Origin of the sequence: Paenibacillus sp. FSL R5-0486 (genome assembly GCF_037975155.1) — a bacterium.
Lineage (GTDB): Bacteria > Bacillota > Bacilli > Paenibacillales > Paenibacillaceae > Paenibacillus > Paenibacillus amylolyticus.
On sequence record NZ_CP150237.1, the window covers coordinates 2173166 to 2190316 of the forward strand.

15 protein-coding genes are annotated in these 17151 nt (G+C 45.2%); 13 read left to right on the forward strand and 2 right to left on the reverse strand.

Translation table 11 applies throughout. From position 1 onward, the window contains the following. Positions 1-247 precede the first annotated feature (247 nt). From accD to MKY01_RS09890, 5 genes are all read left to right on the forward strand, one after another. Entirely contained in the window at positions 248-1141 is an 894-nt protein-coding gene (accD, locus tag MKY01_RS09870) for an acetyl-CoA carboxylase, carboxyltransferase subunit beta (protein WP_282322068.1), read from the forward strand. Beyond that, positions 1142-2173 carry an acetyl-CoA carboxylase carboxyltransferase subunit alpha gene (locus tag MKY01_RS09875; RefSeq protein ID WP_036609840.1) on the forward strand — a complete coding sequence of 344 codons (1032 nt, stop codon included), beginning with the start codon at positions 1142-1144 and terminating at the stop codon, positions 2171-2173. 105 nt (positions 2174-2278) lie between these two features. Continuing rightward, positions 2279-3706, forward strand: a complete 1428-nt coding sequence (pyk, locus tag MKY01_RS09880; protein ID WP_017689492.1) for a pyruvate kinase — start codon at positions 2279-2281, stop codon at positions 3704-3706. Between the two features lie 101 nt (positions 3707-3807). After that, a complete protein-coding gene (locus tag MKY01_RS09885) occupies positions 3808-4344 on the forward strand; it encodes a thioesterase family protein (RefSeq protein WP_047842320.1) in 537 nt (178 codons plus the stop codon). A gap of 7 nt (positions 4345-4351) precedes the next feature. Then, positions 4352-4750 (forward strand): FxsA family protein, encoded by a 399-nt coding sequence (locus tag MKY01_RS09890; RefSeq protein WP_036669966.1) that lies wholly within the window; start codon positions 4352-4354, stop codon positions 4748-4750. A gap of 100 nt (positions 4751-4850) precedes the next feature. Here the strand turns inward: MKY01_RS09890 and ytvI are convergent, their stop codons facing one another. Then, a complete protein-coding gene (gene ytvI / locus MKY01_RS09895) occupies positions 4851-5969 on the reverse strand; it encodes a sporulation integral membrane protein YtvI (protein ID WP_036609832.1) in 1119 nt (372 codons plus the stop codon). 530 nt (positions 5970-6499) lie between these two features. Here ytvI and citZ point away from each other — a divergent pair. The 4 genes from citZ (at position 6500) to MKY01_RS09915 (ending at position 10570) form a co-directional block, all read left to right on the forward strand. Continuing rightward, on the forward strand, positions 6500-7612 hold the full coding sequence (citZ, locus tag MKY01_RS09900) for a citrate synthase (RefSeq protein ID WP_017689488.1): 1113 nt from the start codon (positions 6500-6502) through the stop codon (positions 7610-7612). Between the two features lie 147 nt (positions 7613-7759). Beyond that, positions 7760-9052: an NADP-dependent isocitrate dehydrogenase gene (gene icd / locus MKY01_RS09905; protein WP_036609828.1), complete on the forward strand. Its 1293-nt coding sequence runs from the start codon at positions 7760-7762 to the stop codon at positions 9050-9052. A 15-nt stretch (positions 9053-9067) separates the two neighbouring features. Further along, complete coding sequence (mdh, locus tag MKY01_RS09910; protein ID WP_036609827.1) at positions 9068-10009, forward strand: malate dehydrogenase; 942 nt, start codon at positions 9068-9070, stop codon at positions 10007-10009. Positions 10010-10150: 141 nt separating this feature from the next. Further along, positions 10151-10570, forward strand: coding sequence for a hypothetical protein (locus MKY01_RS09915; protein ID WP_036610969.1), 420 nt, complete (start codon positions 10151-10153; stop codon positions 10568-10570). 267 nt (positions 10571-10837) lie between these two features. Here the strand turns inward: MKY01_RS09915 and MKY01_RS09920 are convergent, their stop codons facing one another. Next, a complete protein-coding gene (locus MKY01_RS09920) occupies positions 10838-12397 on the reverse strand; it encodes a histidine kinase N-terminal 7TM domain-containing protein (RefSeq protein WP_282322067.1) in 1560 nt (519 codons plus the stop codon). 389 nt (positions 12398-12786) lie between these two features. On the opposite strand from MKY01_RS09920, the gene MKY01_RS09925 reads away from it, so the two are divergent. The 4 genes from MKY01_RS09925 (at position 12787) to MKY01_RS09940 (ending at position 17008) form a co-directional block, all read left to right on the forward strand. Then, entirely contained in the window at positions 12787-13659 is an 873-nt protein-coding gene (locus MKY01_RS09925; RefSeq protein ID WP_076326999.1) for an SDR family oxidoreductase, read from the forward strand. Positions 13660-13951: 292 nt separating this feature from the next. Then, positions 13952-14299: a cupin domain-containing protein gene (locus MKY01_RS09930; protein ID WP_282322066.1), complete on the forward strand. Its 348-nt coding sequence runs from the start codon at positions 13952-13954 to the stop codon at positions 14297-14299. 43 nt (positions 14300-14342) lie between these two features. Further along, positions 14343-16163 carry an ATP-binding protein gene (locus MKY01_RS09935; RefSeq protein ID WP_036669981.1) on the forward strand — a complete coding sequence of 607 codons (1821 nt, stop codon included), beginning with the start codon at positions 14343-14345 and terminating at the stop codon, positions 16161-16163. A gap of 116 nt (positions 16164-16279) precedes the next feature. After that, positions 16280-17008 carry a response regulator transcription factor gene (locus MKY01_RS09940; RefSeq protein ID WP_036609823.1) on the forward strand — a complete coding sequence of 243 codons (729 nt, stop codon included), beginning with the start codon at positions 16280-16282 and terminating at the stop codon, positions 17006-17008. Positions 17009-17151: the final 143 nt, after the last annotated feature.

The window sequence follows — 17151 nt, forward strand, 5'->3', positions numbered from 1 at the left end:
AGACCCTACCAAGATAGATTCAAACATCGGCGCAACAATCTTTCGGTTTTTGCAGGTAACATCAATCGTGCTGACAGAAGCCGGTGATCCTTGCCCTGTACCGGCGGATTTTTTTGTTGTGAATGCTGGACAAGGCCCATGGCAGCGTGTGGGTCGTAAGCGGTTTACCGTAACACGCGGATGAAGCTGCCACAAGTAGCGCTCTGCAGGTTGCGGCCATCAAATCAACGGCTGGAGAGGTGTAGTTGTGTTCAAAGATATATTCCAGAAGAAACGGAAGTACGCTACCATACCTTCCGAGCGTGCACTTCCCGGCGAAGGCCAGGAAGTCCTAGAACGCCCAAAACGTGAAATACCTGAAGGGCTTATGAACAAGTGCAGCAAATGCGGCACCATTCAATATAGCAAGGAATTGGAGAAAAATCTGAAAGTATGTCCTGCCTGCGGTTACCATATGCGTCTTAAAGCTATGGAGCGCATTGCTATGGTACTTGATGATCAAGGATTTGTTGAGTTTGATGCTGATATGATATCGGTTGATCCACTTGGCTTTCCTGGATATAGCAACAAATTGGAACAACAGCGTCTGAAATCGGGCCTGAAGGAAGCGGTAATTACAGGGGAAGGAACCATTGATGGCCTGCCTGTAGTTGTTGCTGTCATGAGCTTTGATTTCTTCACAGGCAGCATGGGTTCTGTTGTAGGGGAGAAAATTACCCGTGCCATTGAGCATGCCACAGAGAAACGGTTACCATTGATTATTTTCTCAACATCAGGTGGTGCCCGGATGCAAGAGAGTATTCTTAGCCTCATGCAAATGGCTAAAACAAGCGCAGCTTTATCCCGTTTGGATGAACAGGGCGGGCTGTACATTTCGGTCATTACGGACCCAACGACAGGTGGAGTCTCGGCAAGTTTTGCGAGCTTGGGCGATATTAACATTGCCGAACCTGGCGCTGTATTTGGTTTTGCCGGCAGAATCGTTATCGAACAGACGATCCGTCAGAAGTTACCTGATGATTTCCAGACGGCTGAATTTAATATGCAACATGGTCAGTTGGACATGGTTGTGCACCGGAAAGAGCTTCGGGCCACTCTTGGCAAGCTTCTGGATATGCATAGTGAAAAAGGAGGGGTCTAAATGGCGGGTGAGTTGCCATATGAAGCGCCTCTGGTTGAGATGCGCAAAAAGATTGATGAACTCGTACAGTTTGGACAGGAAAAAGGGATCGACTTCACGGACGAGATTGCCCGCCTGGAAGAACGTTACCATAGACTTGAAGAAGAGATCTACACTGGCATAACAGCAGCTCAGAAGATGCATCTGGCCCGTCATCAGCAGCGCCCAACGGCGCTGGACCTGATCCAACTGATATTTACGGACTTCATTGAGTTGCACGGTGATCGCATGTTCGGAGACGATCTTGCGGTTGTTGGCGGACTTGCCAAGTTGAATGGAAAGACAGTAACGGTAATCGGACAACAGCGGGGGAAAGACACGAAGGATAATATCGCCCGCTTTTTCGGTAGCGCTCATCCAGAAGGTTTCCGAAAAGGACTGCGTCTGATGAAACAAGCGAACAAATTTGGCCGTCCTATTATTACGTTTATTGATACTAAAGGGGCGTATCCGGGTAATACTGCAGAAGAGAGAGGTCAATCGGAAGCGATTGCTCGCAACCTGATGGAAATGGCGAAGCTATCGGTTCCTGTTATTGTTGTGGTCATCGGCGAAGGTGGAAGCGGCGGTGCCCTCGCTATGGCTGTGGGTAATCGTGTGTTGATGCTGGAACATGCGATCTATTCTGCAATCTCTCCGAACGGCGCTGCTTCGATTCTCTGGAAGGATGCATCCAAGGCAGATCAGGCGGCTGAAGCAATGAAAATAACAGCCAAAGACCTGCTGGAGATGGAAGTCATTGAAGAGATTGTCCCTGAGCCACGCGGCGGTGCTCATCGGGATTATGAAGCGTCTGCTGCTTTCATCAGTGAAGCGTTGGTCCGTCATCTCGACGATATGAAGGGTTGGAGCGGGGATCAACTGAAACAGGATCGTTATGAGAAATTCCGTAAAATTGGATCGGTCACGTTTGAACCTCAAGCATCCATTGAAGCCCCTCAAGAGCTTGTAAAAGTCGATGTTGCGAGTAATTTGTCGGGAAATGCTGAATAATGTGACGAATTTCCTATACAAATGAGCAAAAGTATAGTAAATTTAATAGTTGGAAAAAGAAAAATAGATAAAGAGTAATACCTTTAAAATCGGAGGAAACCCAAAATGCGTAAAACGAAAATTGTATGTACCATCGGTCCATCCAGTGAATCTCTGGAGAACACCAAAAAATTGATTATGGCCGGTATGAATGTGGCCCGTCTGAACTTCTCCCACGGTGATTTCGATGAGCACGGCGGACGGATCATTGCGATTCGCCAAGCATGCGAAGAATTGAACAAAACAGTAGCGATCCTGCTGGACACCAAAGGACCGGAAATTCGGACAGGTAAACTCGAAGTTGAACCGATCGAATTGGTTCAAGACGAGTACATCACTTTGACAACAGAAGAAATTCTGGGAACCAAAGAACGTCTTTCCATTACGTATACAGATCTTCCGAATGATGTTGAACCGGGATCTACAATTCTGATCGACGACGGTCTGATCGGACTGACTGTGGTGGAAGTGCAAGGCACCGAGATCAAATGCCGTATCGTTAACGGCGGATCGATCAAAAGCAAAAAAGGTGTTAACGTTCCGGGCGTTGCCATTTCTCTACCGGGTATCACCGAAAAAGACGCTAACGATATCGTATTTGGTATCGAACAAGGTGTCGATTTCATCGCGGCTTCTTTTGTACGTAAAGCAAGTGACGTACTTGAGATTCGTGAATTGCTTGAAAAACACAATGCTGGACATATCCAAATCATCTCCAAAATCGAAAACCAACAAGGTGTCGATAACCTCGACGAAATCCTTGAAGTGTCTGACGGCCTGATGGTTGCTCGTGGAGACCTGGGTGTTGAGATTCCTGCGGAAGAAGTACCATTGGTACAAAAACGCATGATCCAAAAATGTAACGTTGCAGGTAAACCGGTTATCACAGCTACACAAATGCTGGATTCCATGCAGCGTAACCCGCGTCCAACACGTGCGGAAGCAAGTGACGTGGCGAATGCGATCTTCGACGGTACGGACGCAATCATGTTGTCCGGTGAGACAGCTGCGGGTAAATACCCAGTTGAATCTGTTCTGACCATGTCCCGTATTGCTGAAAAAGCAGAATCTGCTCTGCCATACCAAGAGTTGTACCTGAAACAACGTGTTGCTCAACAAACAACAGTTACAGAAGCAATCAGCCAATCGGTTGCTCTTCAAGCTCAAGATTTGAACGCAAAAGCGATCATTACTTCGACTGAATCAGGACATACTGCACGCATGATTTCCAAGTATCGTCCAGAATCTCCAATCATCGCTGTGACAACGGAAGACAGAACTTCCCGTCGTTTGGCTCTGGCTTGGGGTGTAACTCCTGTCAAAGGAAGACTGGTTGATTCCACGGATGCTTTGTTCGAGAATGCAATTGAAGGCGGCGTAAAATCCGGACTTGTTAAAGAAGGAGACCTGGTTGTGATCACAGCAGGTGTACCTTTGGGTCGTTCCGGTTCTACCAACCTGATTAAAGTAAGCCAAATTCCAAACAACGCTTAATAGCGTCTTGGATGGAGAAGCAACAGGAAAGAAGCAATGGGGCTTTATTGTCCCGTTGCTTTTTTTCCATCTTATTGACACTTTACAACGAGGTAACACGTATGAATGATAGAACGAAGGAGGCCGATAACGTGCGAGAACAGAGCAATGGTAACTGGTATGCGGCACGTCTTCGTGTACGCTATCAAGAAAGTGACCAGATGGGCGTGGTCTACCACGCGAACTATTTGAATTGGTTTGAAATCGGTCGAACTGAGATGATTCGCCAAATGGGGTATACATATCGTAAAATGGAGGAACAGGGGTTACTGCTTCCCGTAACCGGACTGGATGTGAAGTATCACAAGCCTGCCCGATATGATGATGAGATTATCATTTTCACCCGTATTGCTGCATTTAGTGGTCTGCGACTGAATTATGAGTATGACGTAAGACGCATGTCTGAAGAACCTGATGAGCATATGGCGATTGGAGAACGGGTATGGTCAACTGATGAATCACTCCCCGGTGAACGGCTAGTTACAGGTTCTACCCAGCATGTATGGGTGAATGGGGACTGGAAGCCAGTTCGGCTGGATAAGGCAGCCTCTGAGTTATACAGCGCGCTTGAAAAGGTGTGGCTTTCGGGAAAGGGGTAATACGTCAATGCGAAAATGGATGTGGGCTTTACTCTTAATCATTCCGGTGATTGAATTATTTGGTTTTGTTCTGATGAGTGACTGGATCGGAGCCGGAAAGACATTGCTTCTCATGATTCTCACGTCCTTGATTGGTATAGCAATGTTGCAGTTTGAAGGGCGAAAAGTACTTGTGGACGCCAAATCCGAGATGGAGCGTGGCAAGGTACCTGGAAGAAAAATGGTCGATGGTCTTTTTATTTTTGTCGGTGGTTTCTTGCTTTTGATTCCAGGTTTTGTAACGGATCTGATCGGCTTTACACTGGTATTTCCTTTAACACGTCCGGTGTACCGTCTGTTCTTCCTGGGGTGGCTGGAGAAAAAAATGAAAAGTGGCAAAATTACGTTTTATCGTCGTCCGAAATGAAACACCAGTTGTTTTGCATAATGAAAAGGCTCCGCTCAACAGATGATTTCTGTTGAACGAAGCCTTTTTCTATTTTCCTGGGTGCTCATAAGGTCATGCCTCATCGGACACGTCCGTTGATGATATACGTTCTGAGGTCGCGTAATACGTTAGCCCGATTGAACGCATCGAGAATCACGAGACTGACAGGGCCAATAATCAAGCCCAGAACACCGAACAACTTCAAACCCACAAACATGCCAACCAGCGTGGCGAGTGGGTCGAGCCCTACACTGCTTGCAAGTACCTTCGGTTCAATAATCTGACGGGCGATCAATAAGATCAAATAGATAATACTAATCCCAATGCCCAGATACAGATCCCCATTCATAAAGAGGTACGCTGCCCAAGGCACCATGATAAGGCCAACACCCAGATAAGGAAGCAGATCGACCAAACCAATCATCAGAGCGATGGTGAAGGCTGAATTGACTTGCAATATAAGCAGTCCAATCATGACGAATAGTGCTGTAATCGAGATCATGATCAATTGTGCTCTTGCGTATCCGAACAGTGCCTTCTTAAGGTCGGTCCAGATGTCGGATATCGGCTTGCGAATGGAAGAGGGTACCCATCCCGATACGGTGATGTTGTGCCTGGTCCAGCTTTTGCTAATGAAGAATGTAGACAACAGAACAACGATTAATACCGCGCCCATGTTCGGCAGGGAAGTCAGCAGACTCAGAATCATGTTGAAAAATCCGGTGACCAGATCTGTGACGGCTGTACCCACCGTTTCAGTTGTTTTACTAATATTGCTGTTGATGGTTTCCTGGTAGTTGGGATTTTCCTTGTAAAATTCATTGATCTGCGCAGTCAAACTTTGAATGGTGTCATTCTGGGTCCAGCGCACAAACGTGTCCTTGATCTCATCAACATGAAGATCAAAGCTTGTCGTAAGTGAAATGACTTCTTTTACCATGCGGGTAATCGCCGCAGACAGCACCACCGCAATGGCTCCAAAATAAAGGATCAATGAAAGAGTCACAGCCAGCCAGCGCGGGAATCGTGCTCGATGCTGAAGCAGTTTCACTAAAGGATTCATGGCATAGGCGATAATCCAAGCAATCGCAAAAGGGTACAAAAGCGGGAACAGCAAGTATATGGCAACGGCGATCAGAACGGCCGCAATGATAACCCATAAGCCACGGAGCAGGCGTTTCATTATTATTCTATCCAAGCATCAACTCTCCTTATTTCAATTAAGCCGACCTATGTATGATCCATGAAGCAGTATTAGAAATAGATGGCTATCTTAATTAATATAGAGCATTTACAAGGTTTTGAAACGCCGGGATGTTACCAGATCTTGTTCAAAAGCGGATTTTTGAACAAGATCTACGGGGATTCTTTCTTTTGCCTAGAGTATGCCTTAGTATTACAGAATATAGCAATAGAAAGTTCTCATACGACAGGATTGGTTAAAAAACATTAAATGTCAACCTTGTTTTTGTAAAGGCTTTCAAAAATGCTTTATCAGACCGATAAAGAAGTTTGATGTGCGAATGAACTCTCATCATGTTCACATAAACGACAAAATCCAGTATGATGTTATAAGTAAATACCGATTGACAGATAGGAAAACCGTAGTTTGAAATATTTGTTAATTTTAAAATGAAAATGTTTACAAAAAGAGAATAGGTGCATTTTGGCACTTATATGACACTCTGGAATGGTTCCTGATTTCGCTTATTAAAGGAGAGATGTAATATGACAGCTACCAAAGGTCTGGAAGGCATCGTTGCGACAACCTCTTCGATCAGTTCTATTGTAGACGGTGTGCTCACATACCGTGGTTACGATATCGACGATTTGGCTGAACATGCCAGCTTTGAAGAAGTTGCCTATTTGTTGTGGTTTGGTAAATTGCCAACAACGGATGAACTGAAATCCCTTCGTAAAAGCCTGAGCGATTACGCGCCGATTCCGAGCGAGTTGATTGCACAAATCCAATTGTATCCGAAAAACGTCAGTACCATGGCAGCACTTCGTTCCGCTGTCTCTGCACTTGCACTGTACGACGAGCAAGCGGATGAGATGACAACGGAAGCGAATGAGAACAAAGCGGTTAAGTTGCAAGCACAGTTGCCAACGATTGTGGCAGCCATCGCCCGTATCCGTCAGGGCAAAGAACCTGTGGCACCAAAAGAAGGCGCTTCCATCGCAGAGAACTTTTTATATATGATGACTGGTGAAGAACCATCCGAGACCGCAGTGAAAGCATTGGATCAAGCCCTTGTCCTGCATGCGGATCACGAGTTAAACGCTTCGACATTTGCAGCCCGTGTAACGGTTGCTACGCTGTCGGATATCTATTCCGGTGTAACTTCCGCCATTGGCGCACTGAAGGGACCACTGCATGGCGGTGCTAATGAAGCCGTTATGAAAATGTTGAATGAGATCGGTACGCCTGATCGTCTTGAAGCGGCAATTCAGGAAAAACTGAATAATCGTGAAAAGATCATGGGCTTTGGACATCGGGTGTACAAAAACGGTGATCCACGCGCCAAACATCTACAGAAGATGTCCAAGGAACTTGGCGAGATGAACAATGATACGCGTTTGTATGATATGTCTGTGAAGATCGAGGAACTGGTAACAGGACAAAAAGGACTGAAGCCTAACGTAGACTTCTATTCTGCTTCTGTATATACCCAACTGGAGATCGAACAGGAATTGTTCACTCCGATCTTTGCCATCAGCCGGGTGTCTGGATGGACTGCGCATATTTTGGAACAGCTTGCGGACAATCGCATCATTCGTCCACGTGCGGAGTACACTGGTCCTACAGAACAGAAATACGTTTCTATTGAACTTCGCTAATAGCCGCAAAAACAGTATAATAATATGGACGAGGTGAAGGGTTGGAAAGCAGAGGCTTTACTGGCTTAAGCTCTCAGGACCCTTCTCTCAACAAGACTAGTGGTATGATGAATACTGCATATACGAAACCTAGGAGGAATTTTAACTATGAAATTAGAAAAATTTGCTCACCCAACTGAAGGCGAAAAAATCCAAATTGATAACGGTACACTTCAAGTACCTAGTAATCCAATCATTCCATTTATCGAAGGTGACGGTACAGGCCGTGATATCTGGAAAGCTTCCAAACGTGTATTGGATGCAGCTGTTGAAAAAGCTTATGATGGCAACAAAAAAATCGCATGGTATGAAGTGTTTGCTGGACAAAAAGCATTCGATACATACGGTGAGTGGTTGCCGAATGATACACTGGAAGCCATTCGTGAGTATATCGTAGCGATCAAAGGACCATTGACTACGCCAATCGGTGGCGGTATCCGTTCCCTGAACGTAGCCCTGCGTCAAGAGCTTGACCTGTACACATGCTTGCGTCCTGTTCGTTATTTCGACGGTGTACCTTCTCCGGTTAAACGTCCTGAGTTGGTAGACATGGTCATTTTCCGTGAGAATACGGAAGATATCTATGCAGGAATCGAGTATGCTGAAGGTTCTGAAGAAGTGAAAAAAGTGATCCAGTTCCTTCAACAGGAGATGGGTGCTAACAAAATCCGTTTCCCTGAGACTTCCGGTATTGGTATCAAACCAGTTTCCTCCGAAGGTTCGAAACGTCTGGTACGTGCAGCAGTGCAGTATGCAATTGACCATAACCGTAAGACGGTTACACTGGTACACAAAGGTAATATCATGAAATTCACAGAAGGTGCCTTCAAAAACTGGGGATATGAAGTGGCTGAAGAAGAGTTCGCTGACAAAGTATTCACATGGGCACAATACGACATCATCAAAGAAAACGAAGGTACAGATGCAGCGAATGCAGCACAAAAAGCTGCTGAAGATGCTGGTAAAATCATCGTAAAAGATGCGATTGCCGATATCGCTCTGCAACAAGTATTGACTCGTCCAGGCGAATTTGATGTTATCGCAACATTGAACCTGAACGGTGACTATCTGTCCGATGCACTTGCAGCGCAAGTTGGCGGAATTGGTATCGCTCCTGGAGCGAACATCAACTACGTAACAGGACATGCTATCTTCGAAGCAACTCACGGTACTGCACCTAAATACGCGGACAAAGATGTCGTGAACCCTGGTTCCGTTATTCTGTCCGGAGTAATGTTGCTTGAGCACTTGGGATGGCAAGAAGCAGCTAACCTGATCTACAAAGGTATGGAAACATCCATTAACAATAAAACAGTAACGTATGACTTTGCACGTCTGATGGACGGCGCTACTGAAGTGAAATGTTCTGAATTCGCGGATCAAATCATTAAAAACCTGTAAGGGGAGATGTGAATCTTGACTATTCAGCGCAAAAAAATCACAGTAGTCGGCGCCGGTTTTACCGGTGCTACGACCGCATTAATGCTTGCCCAAAAAGAACTCGGGGATGTTGTACTGGTTGATATTCCTCAACTGGAGAACCCGACGAAGGGGAAAGCACTCGATATGATGGAAGCAAGTCCTGTTCAAGGATTTGACAGTCATATCGTCGGTACTTCCAACTACGAAGATACTGCAGGTTCTGAGATTGTAATCATCACCGCTGGTATCGCCCGTAAACCGGGTATGAGCCGCGACGATCTGGTCAATACGAATGCGGGTATCGTGAAGTCCGTTTGTGAAAATGTGAAAAAATATTGCCCTGATTCCATCGTCATTATTCTAAGCAACCCGGTGGATGCGATGACTTATGCAGCTTATCAGACCCTTGGTTTTCCTAAAAACCGTGTTATCGGTCAGTCAGGTGTTCTGGATACAGCACGTTATTGTACCTTCATTGCGCAAGAGTTGAATGTATCTGTTGAAGATGTTCGTGGATTCGTTCTTGGCGGCCACGGAGACGACATGGTGCCACTCGTTCGTTATTCGAGTGTAGGTGGTATTCCGATCGATACGTTGATTCCGGCAGACCGCATTGAGTCCATTGTTCAACGCACACGTGTTGGCGGAGGCGAGATTGTGAATTTGCTGGGTAACGGCAGTGCCTATTATGCACCAGCAGCTTCGCTTGTTCAGATGACCGAAGCGATTTTGAAGGACAAGAAACGTATCATTCCAGTGATCGCTTATCTTGAAGGTGAATATGGCTATAATGATCTGTTCCTCGGTGTACCAACCATTTTGGGTGGGAACGGCATTGAGAAAATATTCGAACTTGACCTGACTGCGGAAGAAAAAGCAGGGTTGGATAAATCGGCTGATTCGGTTCGCAACGTCATTTCGGTAGTAAACCTGTAAGTTTGAAAACTTTTTGAACAGAAGCTAAAAGAAAACCTCCGGTAAACCCGGAGGTTTTCTTTTCTTTGGATAAGTTCCCCAGTATAATGGGATGTGATGTATAGCACACCGAAAATGTTGAGGAGGATGAAAATTTTGACAATGATTATGTATTTGCTCCATATTGTTGGAGCACTGGCGATGGGATTCTATTTGATTCTGCCATTTGTGGTCGGTAAAATCCGTACTTTGAATGCCGCAGCACAAGAGGGAGCCTTTGCATCACTTCGTTCTTTGAACAAAGTCGCGCAGTATGGACTTGTAATCCAACTTCTTACTGGTGGTTACCTGATGACCAAAGGTGAGTATTCTCATGTCTGGATGGCTGTCGTTGTTGTTCTGCTCTTGGCTATTGCGGCTATTGGAGGAATCATGGGTAAACCGTTGCGACTCGCTGCAGAAGGTGTGAAAAACAAACGTGATGTGGGTCCTGAGCAAAGCAAGATCCGTATGTTCAGTACACTTCTGGCTGTATTCTTGCTAATCATGGTGTACCTGATGGTGAATAATCAGGTGATCTAAATGCGTTGCGGACGGTTAATCCACCTTACGAAGATGTATTGTTAGTCGTTGGTTAAGCGTTTGCAGACGTACTTAGGACAAGCGGGATGAGATGTAAGATGGTGTTTCGTTGGAACAAACAAAAAATAGACAGCCTCATTGGCTGTCTATTTTTTGTTATTATCAAGATAAAATCAGTAGTCCTCGGTTTATTTGAACTGAAACTAGAGGGAATCACTACCATACACATAACAGCATGCATATTCCATCAGACGCGATCTACATTGATTAGGTTGTACTCACAGTATACGCCCGCACTGCATTTCGACCATTACGCTTGGATTCGTACAAGGCAGTATCAGCATCGCGTAACAAGGACTCCAGCGAATCTGACCCTCCATTGTACTGGGCAATACCAAAGCTTGAGGTCAGCGTAATAGGCACTCCCTTAACATCCAGGGGGTCATTCAATAAGGCAACTCTCAGTTGTTCGGCAAGTTTCTCGGCTTCTTGAAGCGAGGTATTCGGAAGAGCGATGACAAACTCTTCGCCTCCATATCGGGCAAACAACATCTCAGGGCTTAAATATCGATTACAAACAGAGACTACATGAATGATGGCCTGATCGCCAACATCATGCCCGTACGTATCGTTGATGCGTTTAAAGTAATCAATATCAAATAAAATGAATGAAACAGGTTGCGGGTTAAGCTGAGCTTCACTCAAAATCTCCCGACCTCTATGCAAAAATTGAGTGCGATTATAGATTTTGGTCAAACCATCGAAATAAGCCAGTTGTTTCAGCTGTTCTTGCAAGAAGCGTTGTTCCGTTATATCGATTAACATAATTAGACTGCCCACAGTCTGTGCATCCTTGTTATACACGTAAGATGTCCTGACCTGATAACAGACGGTCTCTCCGTTTAACTGCCAGTACAGATCGGTTTGCAATCCTTCTCTTCCGTATTCAACGGGAAACGTCTTTCCAGCAAGATTAAGCCAGATATCATCCAAGGGTTGGCCAATCATGGTTGTATTAAGCTCTGGCAACATGTCACGCAGAGATCTGTTGTAATCGACCAGTCGATTGAAGCTATCCAGTACAATAACACCTTCACGCATACTCTCGAAAATACTGTCTTTGGCGATGGGTACGATGGTCAGTAGACGTGAGGATAGAATCGCCCAGATATACATGGCAGATGTGATACACATGAGCACGGGGACGGGGTCCATCCCACCGGGGGTCAAACCAAGCAAATACAGAAAAGCTGCGACCATAGGAATAATCTGTGAAGTAATGAGAGTAAGTAATTGACGACGATACATCTTCTTGGTGTGTCTCCATTGTCCGATCAAAATGAGGCAGGCACATAACAGACAGGAGAAGGTGAATGCACCATGTACAACATACCATTGACCCACTGCGATATCCATCAGAGGAACGGGACTATCTTCTCTTAGCCATACTTTTTTATAAAATAGATGATGAAAGTCATTGGTTGCAACCATACCTAGTGTAATGGAAGGGATTACAAACAGAGCGGCAGTTACCTTTTTGGATAACGTTTTTCCAGTGTACTTTATCATCAACATGAGGCCAAGAGATGCGGAGAAGGGCATGCCTATATACTCCACGGTGGTCCAAAACTTCATCTGTTCCAGCGTGTTGCTGGCGAGCTCAATCGCATAACCAAAAGTATATATGGACAGTGCTGCTGTGTAGAGAATGAATATTTTGGAACTGGGGATCTCGGATCTTCTGAAATAGGTATATAAACACAAAAAGACATTCAGCACGGCTGAAGTAGCTACGAGTGTTATATATGTATTAATATGCGATTCCATTGTCAGGTCTCCATGTTAGGTTAGAATAATTAAACCAATAAAGATGAGAGTTAAAGCACATCAGTATACTGTACATTGTACATCAGCCCAAGTAGCATAGGAATACACTTTGTATCATGAAACAGTCTAATTTCGAATAAATTTCGAATTTTGGCCAAACAGGCATTAAAGCAAATTGGTTGTTTGATATCTAAAGAGAGTGGTAAATAACGATTAGAGACAGCACGCTGAGGCTTAAGTTGCTGTTCATCGCAGAAGAATAATCTGAACTGTTCATGCCATCCTACAGAATGAGACTTTTTCAGAGAACGAAAGACAAGGAAGTATACAGTTAGGGTCCATGTCTTCTGTAATCCAAACATGTTCACATTTTGAGAGGAGAATGTTAGATGTCAACCAACACACAACAAAATCAAAAAACAATGCCAGCACAGCATCAGGATCAACGCCCCGGTATTGAATCGGAGATGCATCCCAGACCGGAATTTGAGAAGCCTGAATACAAGGCAGCAGGTAAACTGACGGGTAAGGTGGCCCTTATTACAGGGGGTGACAGCGGAATTGGACGTGCTGTTGCTGTTACGTATGCCAAGGAAGGCGCGGATGTAGCCATTGTATACCTGAGCGAGCACGAAGATGCCAAGGAAACGAAACGTCAGGTCGAACAAGAAGGACGCAAGTGTATCTTGATTGCAGGGGACATTGGTGATGATGCCTTTGCGAAGAAATCGGTTCAGCAGACAGTGAATGAACTGGGCAAACTGGACATTGTCGTGAATAACGCAGCAGAACAGCATCCACAGCAGAATCTGGAGGATATTACGCCAGAACAGTTGGAGCGTACATTCCGTACCAATATTTTTGGCATGTTCTATGTGACGCAAGCAGCCCTGCCACATCTGAAGAAGGGCAGTACGATTATTAATACAACCTCTATCACAGCTTATCGCGGAAGCCCAACCCTGCTTGACTATTCATCTACCAAAGGAGCAATCACTTCGTTCACTCGTTCGTTATCGATGAATGTGATTGAGAAGGGAATTCGTGTCAATGCCGTTGCACCAGGGCCGATCTGGACACCACTCATTCCATCCACATTTGATGAGAAAAAAGTAAGTGAGTTCGGCGCAACGCAGCCAATGAAGCGGCCAGGGCAACCGGATGAACTGGCTCCCGCTTACGTATACCTTGCTTCGGATGACTCTTCGTATGTAAGCGGACAGGTGATGCATGTGAATGGTGGCGAAGTGGTGAACGGATAATACGTTAAGAACGTTTAGATTCAGGATAGGATTGATTATATAGAGAGGCGTACCGCTTTCAGCATGGCTGAGCGGTGCGTCTTTTTTATATCAGGTGAATATGTATGTCAAAGATGCGGATAGCACCTGTTTACAAAAGTCGGCATCTCTGTTGATACAACTATGATATTTTATTATTAGCCTTGTCTCACTGCAGTTGATAGCGTATTGCAAAGTACTGACTGAAAAGATTGGGAGTCCCCTAATCTGTGATATGATAGATCGAGCAATTATACTCGGAGGGACAAGTCATATGAAAATGAGTAAACAGAATACAGCACATTATATATGGGGTGCACAGTGCGACGGTTGGCATCTCGTTCAAAATGAAACACTGAGCATTATTCATGAACGAATGCCCGCAGGAACGGCTGAAATACGACATTATCATTCGGTAAGCCGTCAGTTTTTTTTCATCCTCAGCGGTGAAGCATGTATGGAACTTAATGGAGAGACGTTTGTGCTGGAAACCCATGAAGGAATAGAGATTGCACCCGGAATGCCGCATCAGATGATGAATCGGAGCGACGAAGAAGTGGAGTTTCTTGTAATTTCCAATCCAGGTACCCGTGGGGACCGAATTGAACTGGATTCAATGTAGAGCAATTCATTAGATATTAATCTGATCATAAAGGAAGAGATAGATGAGACCGTTCCGAATTCGCCTTGCCATCATTATGATGGTGCTGATCGGCGTATCCGTCATTGTGGCTGGATATACGATGGGCAGAGTGTTTAAGACTACGCATATAGCCGCATTGGAGCAAACCATGGTGCGCGAAATTAATCTGCTCAAAGCAACTTTTCCATTCCATGATGCAAGTGATCCAACCTCGGAAGCCACACGAAAGTATTATTCAGATCGGGCGCTGGAACTGGATCGTCTGACGGATTCCCGGGTAACCTTCATCAATAAAGACGGCATGGTCATTGGGGATTCCGAGAGTGATCCGGCCTCCATGGATAATCACTTGAACCGTGAGGAGATTAAGGGTGCCGTCGGAGATGGATACGGGCAATCCATACGTTACAGTGAGACATTGGGACAAGACATGCTGTATGTAGCGCTACCTGTGAATTCGGATCAAAGTGATATGATTGAAATACCTAGCGGCAAATTTGATGGCTACATTCGTCTATCCATGAGTCTACAGGCTGTGGATCAAGGGCTTCAGCGTGGTTGGATGATCATGTTTGCTGCACTTGGACTATTGTTCTTAATTGTCGCGTTTGTCAGTTATCGGGTTGCACGTGGATTAACCTCTCCGATTGAGCATATTACAAAAGTGGCCCATCGGATCACCAAGCTGGAATACGATGCCAGAGTTGATGTAACGCGTAGAGATGAGATCGGACAGCTGGGGCTTGCCATAAACGGAATGGCAGACAGCTTGCAGTCCCAACTGAAGACGATTCGTGACAATGAAGCGTTGTTACAGAGTGTCCTCGCGAACATGACCGGAGGTATTGTCATGATCGACGCAGGGCAATCCATTGCACTGGTCAATCGGGAAGCGGAGCGTATGCTTGGTATTCAGGCAGGAAAGGTTACGGGTAAGCCTTATACTGAATTGAAAAGACACTACGAATTAACACGTACCATTGAAGAGAGTGTTGCACTGAAAGAACGGATGCATGAAGAAGTAAGTGTGTTCAACCCGGAGGAAAAACTGATCCGTATTGATGGAGTACCGATGTCCGAAGATGATGGTGGATATCGAGGCATGTTATTCCTGTTGCAGGACGTGACGGCGATTCGCCGATTGGAGTCCATGCGCAGTGAGTTTGTTGCAAATGTCTCTCATGAGCTCAAGACACCAGTCGCTGCGGTCAAAGGGTTTGCCGAAACGTTGCTCAGTGGCGGGGTACAGGATAAGGAGACAGAGCGATCATTCCTGAAAATCATCTATGATGAAGGAGATCGACTTAACCGATTAATCGGGGATATTCTGGAGTTATCCAAAATTGAATCGAAACGCGCACCGCTGCAATGCTCACCTGTGCATGTACACTCTTTCTTCGAAATGGTGCTGGGCACCTTGTCCAAGGTGGCCGAGAAAAAGCAAATTCGTCTGGAAATGCATGTTCCGGAGGAACTGTACATTGAAGCGGATGAGGACAAGATGAAGCAGATTTTCATCAATCTGTTATCCAACGGCATCAACTATACCCCCGATGGTGGACGAGTGAAGTTACAGGTGACGATGGATAACGATGATGAAGTTGTCTTTGCGGTGTCAGATACAGGAATTGGCATACCGAAAAAAGATTTGCCGCGAATCTTCGAGCGGTTCTATCGTGTTGATAAAGGCAGATCTCGTAATTCAGGGGGCACAGGCCTTGGACTTTCCATCGTTAAACATCTGGTGGAATTGCATCATGGCAAATTGTCTGTAGAGAGTGAACTGGGCATGGGGACAACGTTCCGTGTGATCCTTCCATTCATTCAAGACGAAGAGATGTAGGCGTCTAGTATCAAAATGTAAAAAGTGTGTATTGTTTTACACCGCGTTAACAAATTAATGCTATGATAGAAAAAGTGTTGTGGCAACAGACAACCTATGAAGAGAGAAGGGGTATCATGGCACAGCGTTTATTAGTTATTGAAGATGAACCTACATTATCAAGATTACTCACGTATAACCTGACACAGGAAGGTTACGACGTTACGGCAGAGGATCACGGATCTGCAGGATATGATCGGGCCTTGTCCCAGGAATTTGATCTCATTTTGCTGGATTTGATGCTTCCGGGCATGAATGGTCTGGACATTCTGAGCAAGTTAAGAATACAAGGTGTTAGTACACCGGTTATCATTCTGACGGCCAAGAACGGTGAAGCCGAGGTTGTACAGGGACTGAAATCAGGTGCCGATGATTATATTACCAAACCGTTTGGTGTATCTGAGTTATTAGCCCGAGTGGATGCGGTATTAAGACGTTATTCCAATGGTGAAGATTTACCACAGCTTGAGGACAAAGATGGCTCACGAATTATTCTGGGCGAGCTGGAGATTTATCCTCTGAAATATGAAGTGACACTGGGTGGACAATCCATCAGTCTGCGTCCGAAAGAGTTCGAAGTACTGCTATATTTGGCCAAAAAGCCGGGTGTGGTACTGACAAGGGATGATCTGATGAACGCTGTGTGGGGCTTCGATTATATCGGAGGTCAACGAACCGTGGACGTTCACGTCAGTTCATTACGTAAAAAGCTGGAGCTGGACCCGGAATCGGTTCACATTGATTCCATTCGTGGTGTAGGTTATAAATTGGTTGTCAAAAGAAAAACTCCCCATCATTCAAGTTAGCAATGATCGGGGAGTTTTATTTTACGTTCATTTAACATAAAGGAAGATTTTTCTTTACGTAGAGGGAGTAGCATGGACTTATCTGAGTGATACTTTGTACCTACATAACCCACCTCAAGACGGAGGTATTACGTAAAGGAGAT

What these genes read in the sequence shown, in the direction of transcription:
- MKY01_RS09920 (WP_282322067.1), bottom strand. Translation starts at nt 12,397, where the DNA reads ATGGAATCGCATATTAATACATATATAACACTCGTAGCTACTTCAGCC.
- pyk (WP_017689492.1), top strand. Translation starts at nt 2,279, where the DNA reads ATGCGTAAAACGAAAATTGTATGTACCATCGGTCCATCCAGTGAATCT.
- MKY01_RS09925 (WP_076326999.1), top strand. Translation starts at nt 12,787, where the DNA reads ATGTCAACCAACACACAACAAAATCAAAAAACAATGCCAGCACAGCAT.
- MKY01_RS09890 (WP_036669966.1), top strand. Translation starts at nt 4,352, where the DNA reads ATGCGAAAATGGATGTGGGCTTTACTCTTAATCATTCCGGTGATTGAA.
- MKY01_RS09940 (WP_036609823.1), top strand. Translation starts at nt 16,280, where the DNA reads ATGGCACAGCGTTTATTAGTTATTGAAGATGAACCTACATTATCAAGA.
- MKY01_RS09935 (WP_036669981.1), top strand. Translation starts at nt 14,343, where the DNA reads ATGAGACCGTTCCGAATTCGCCTTGCCATCATTATGATGGTGCTGATC.
- MKY01_RS09930 (WP_282322066.1), top strand. Translation starts at nt 13,952, where the DNA reads ATGAAAATGAGTAAACAGAATACAGCACATTATATATGGGGTGCACAG.
- icd (WP_036609828.1), top strand. Translation starts at nt 7,760, where the DNA reads ATGAAATTAGAAAAATTTGCTCACCCAACTGAAGGCGAAAAAATCCAA.
- citZ (WP_017689488.1), top strand. Translation starts at nt 6,500, where the DNA reads ATGACAGCTACCAAAGGTCTGGAAGGCATCGTTGCGACAACCTCTTCG.
- MKY01_RS09915 (WP_036610969.1), top strand. Translation starts at nt 10,151, where the DNA reads ATGATTATGTATTTGCTCCATATTGTTGGAGCACTGGCGATGGGATTC.
- MKY01_RS09885 (WP_047842320.1), top strand. Translation starts at nt 3,808, where the DNA reads ATGAATGATAGAACGAAGGAGGCCGATAACGTGCGAGAACAGAGCAAT.
- MKY01_RS09875 (WP_036609840.1), top strand. Translation starts at nt 1,142, where the DNA reads ATGGCGGGTGAGTTGCCATATGAAGCGCCTCTGGTTGAGATGCGCAAA.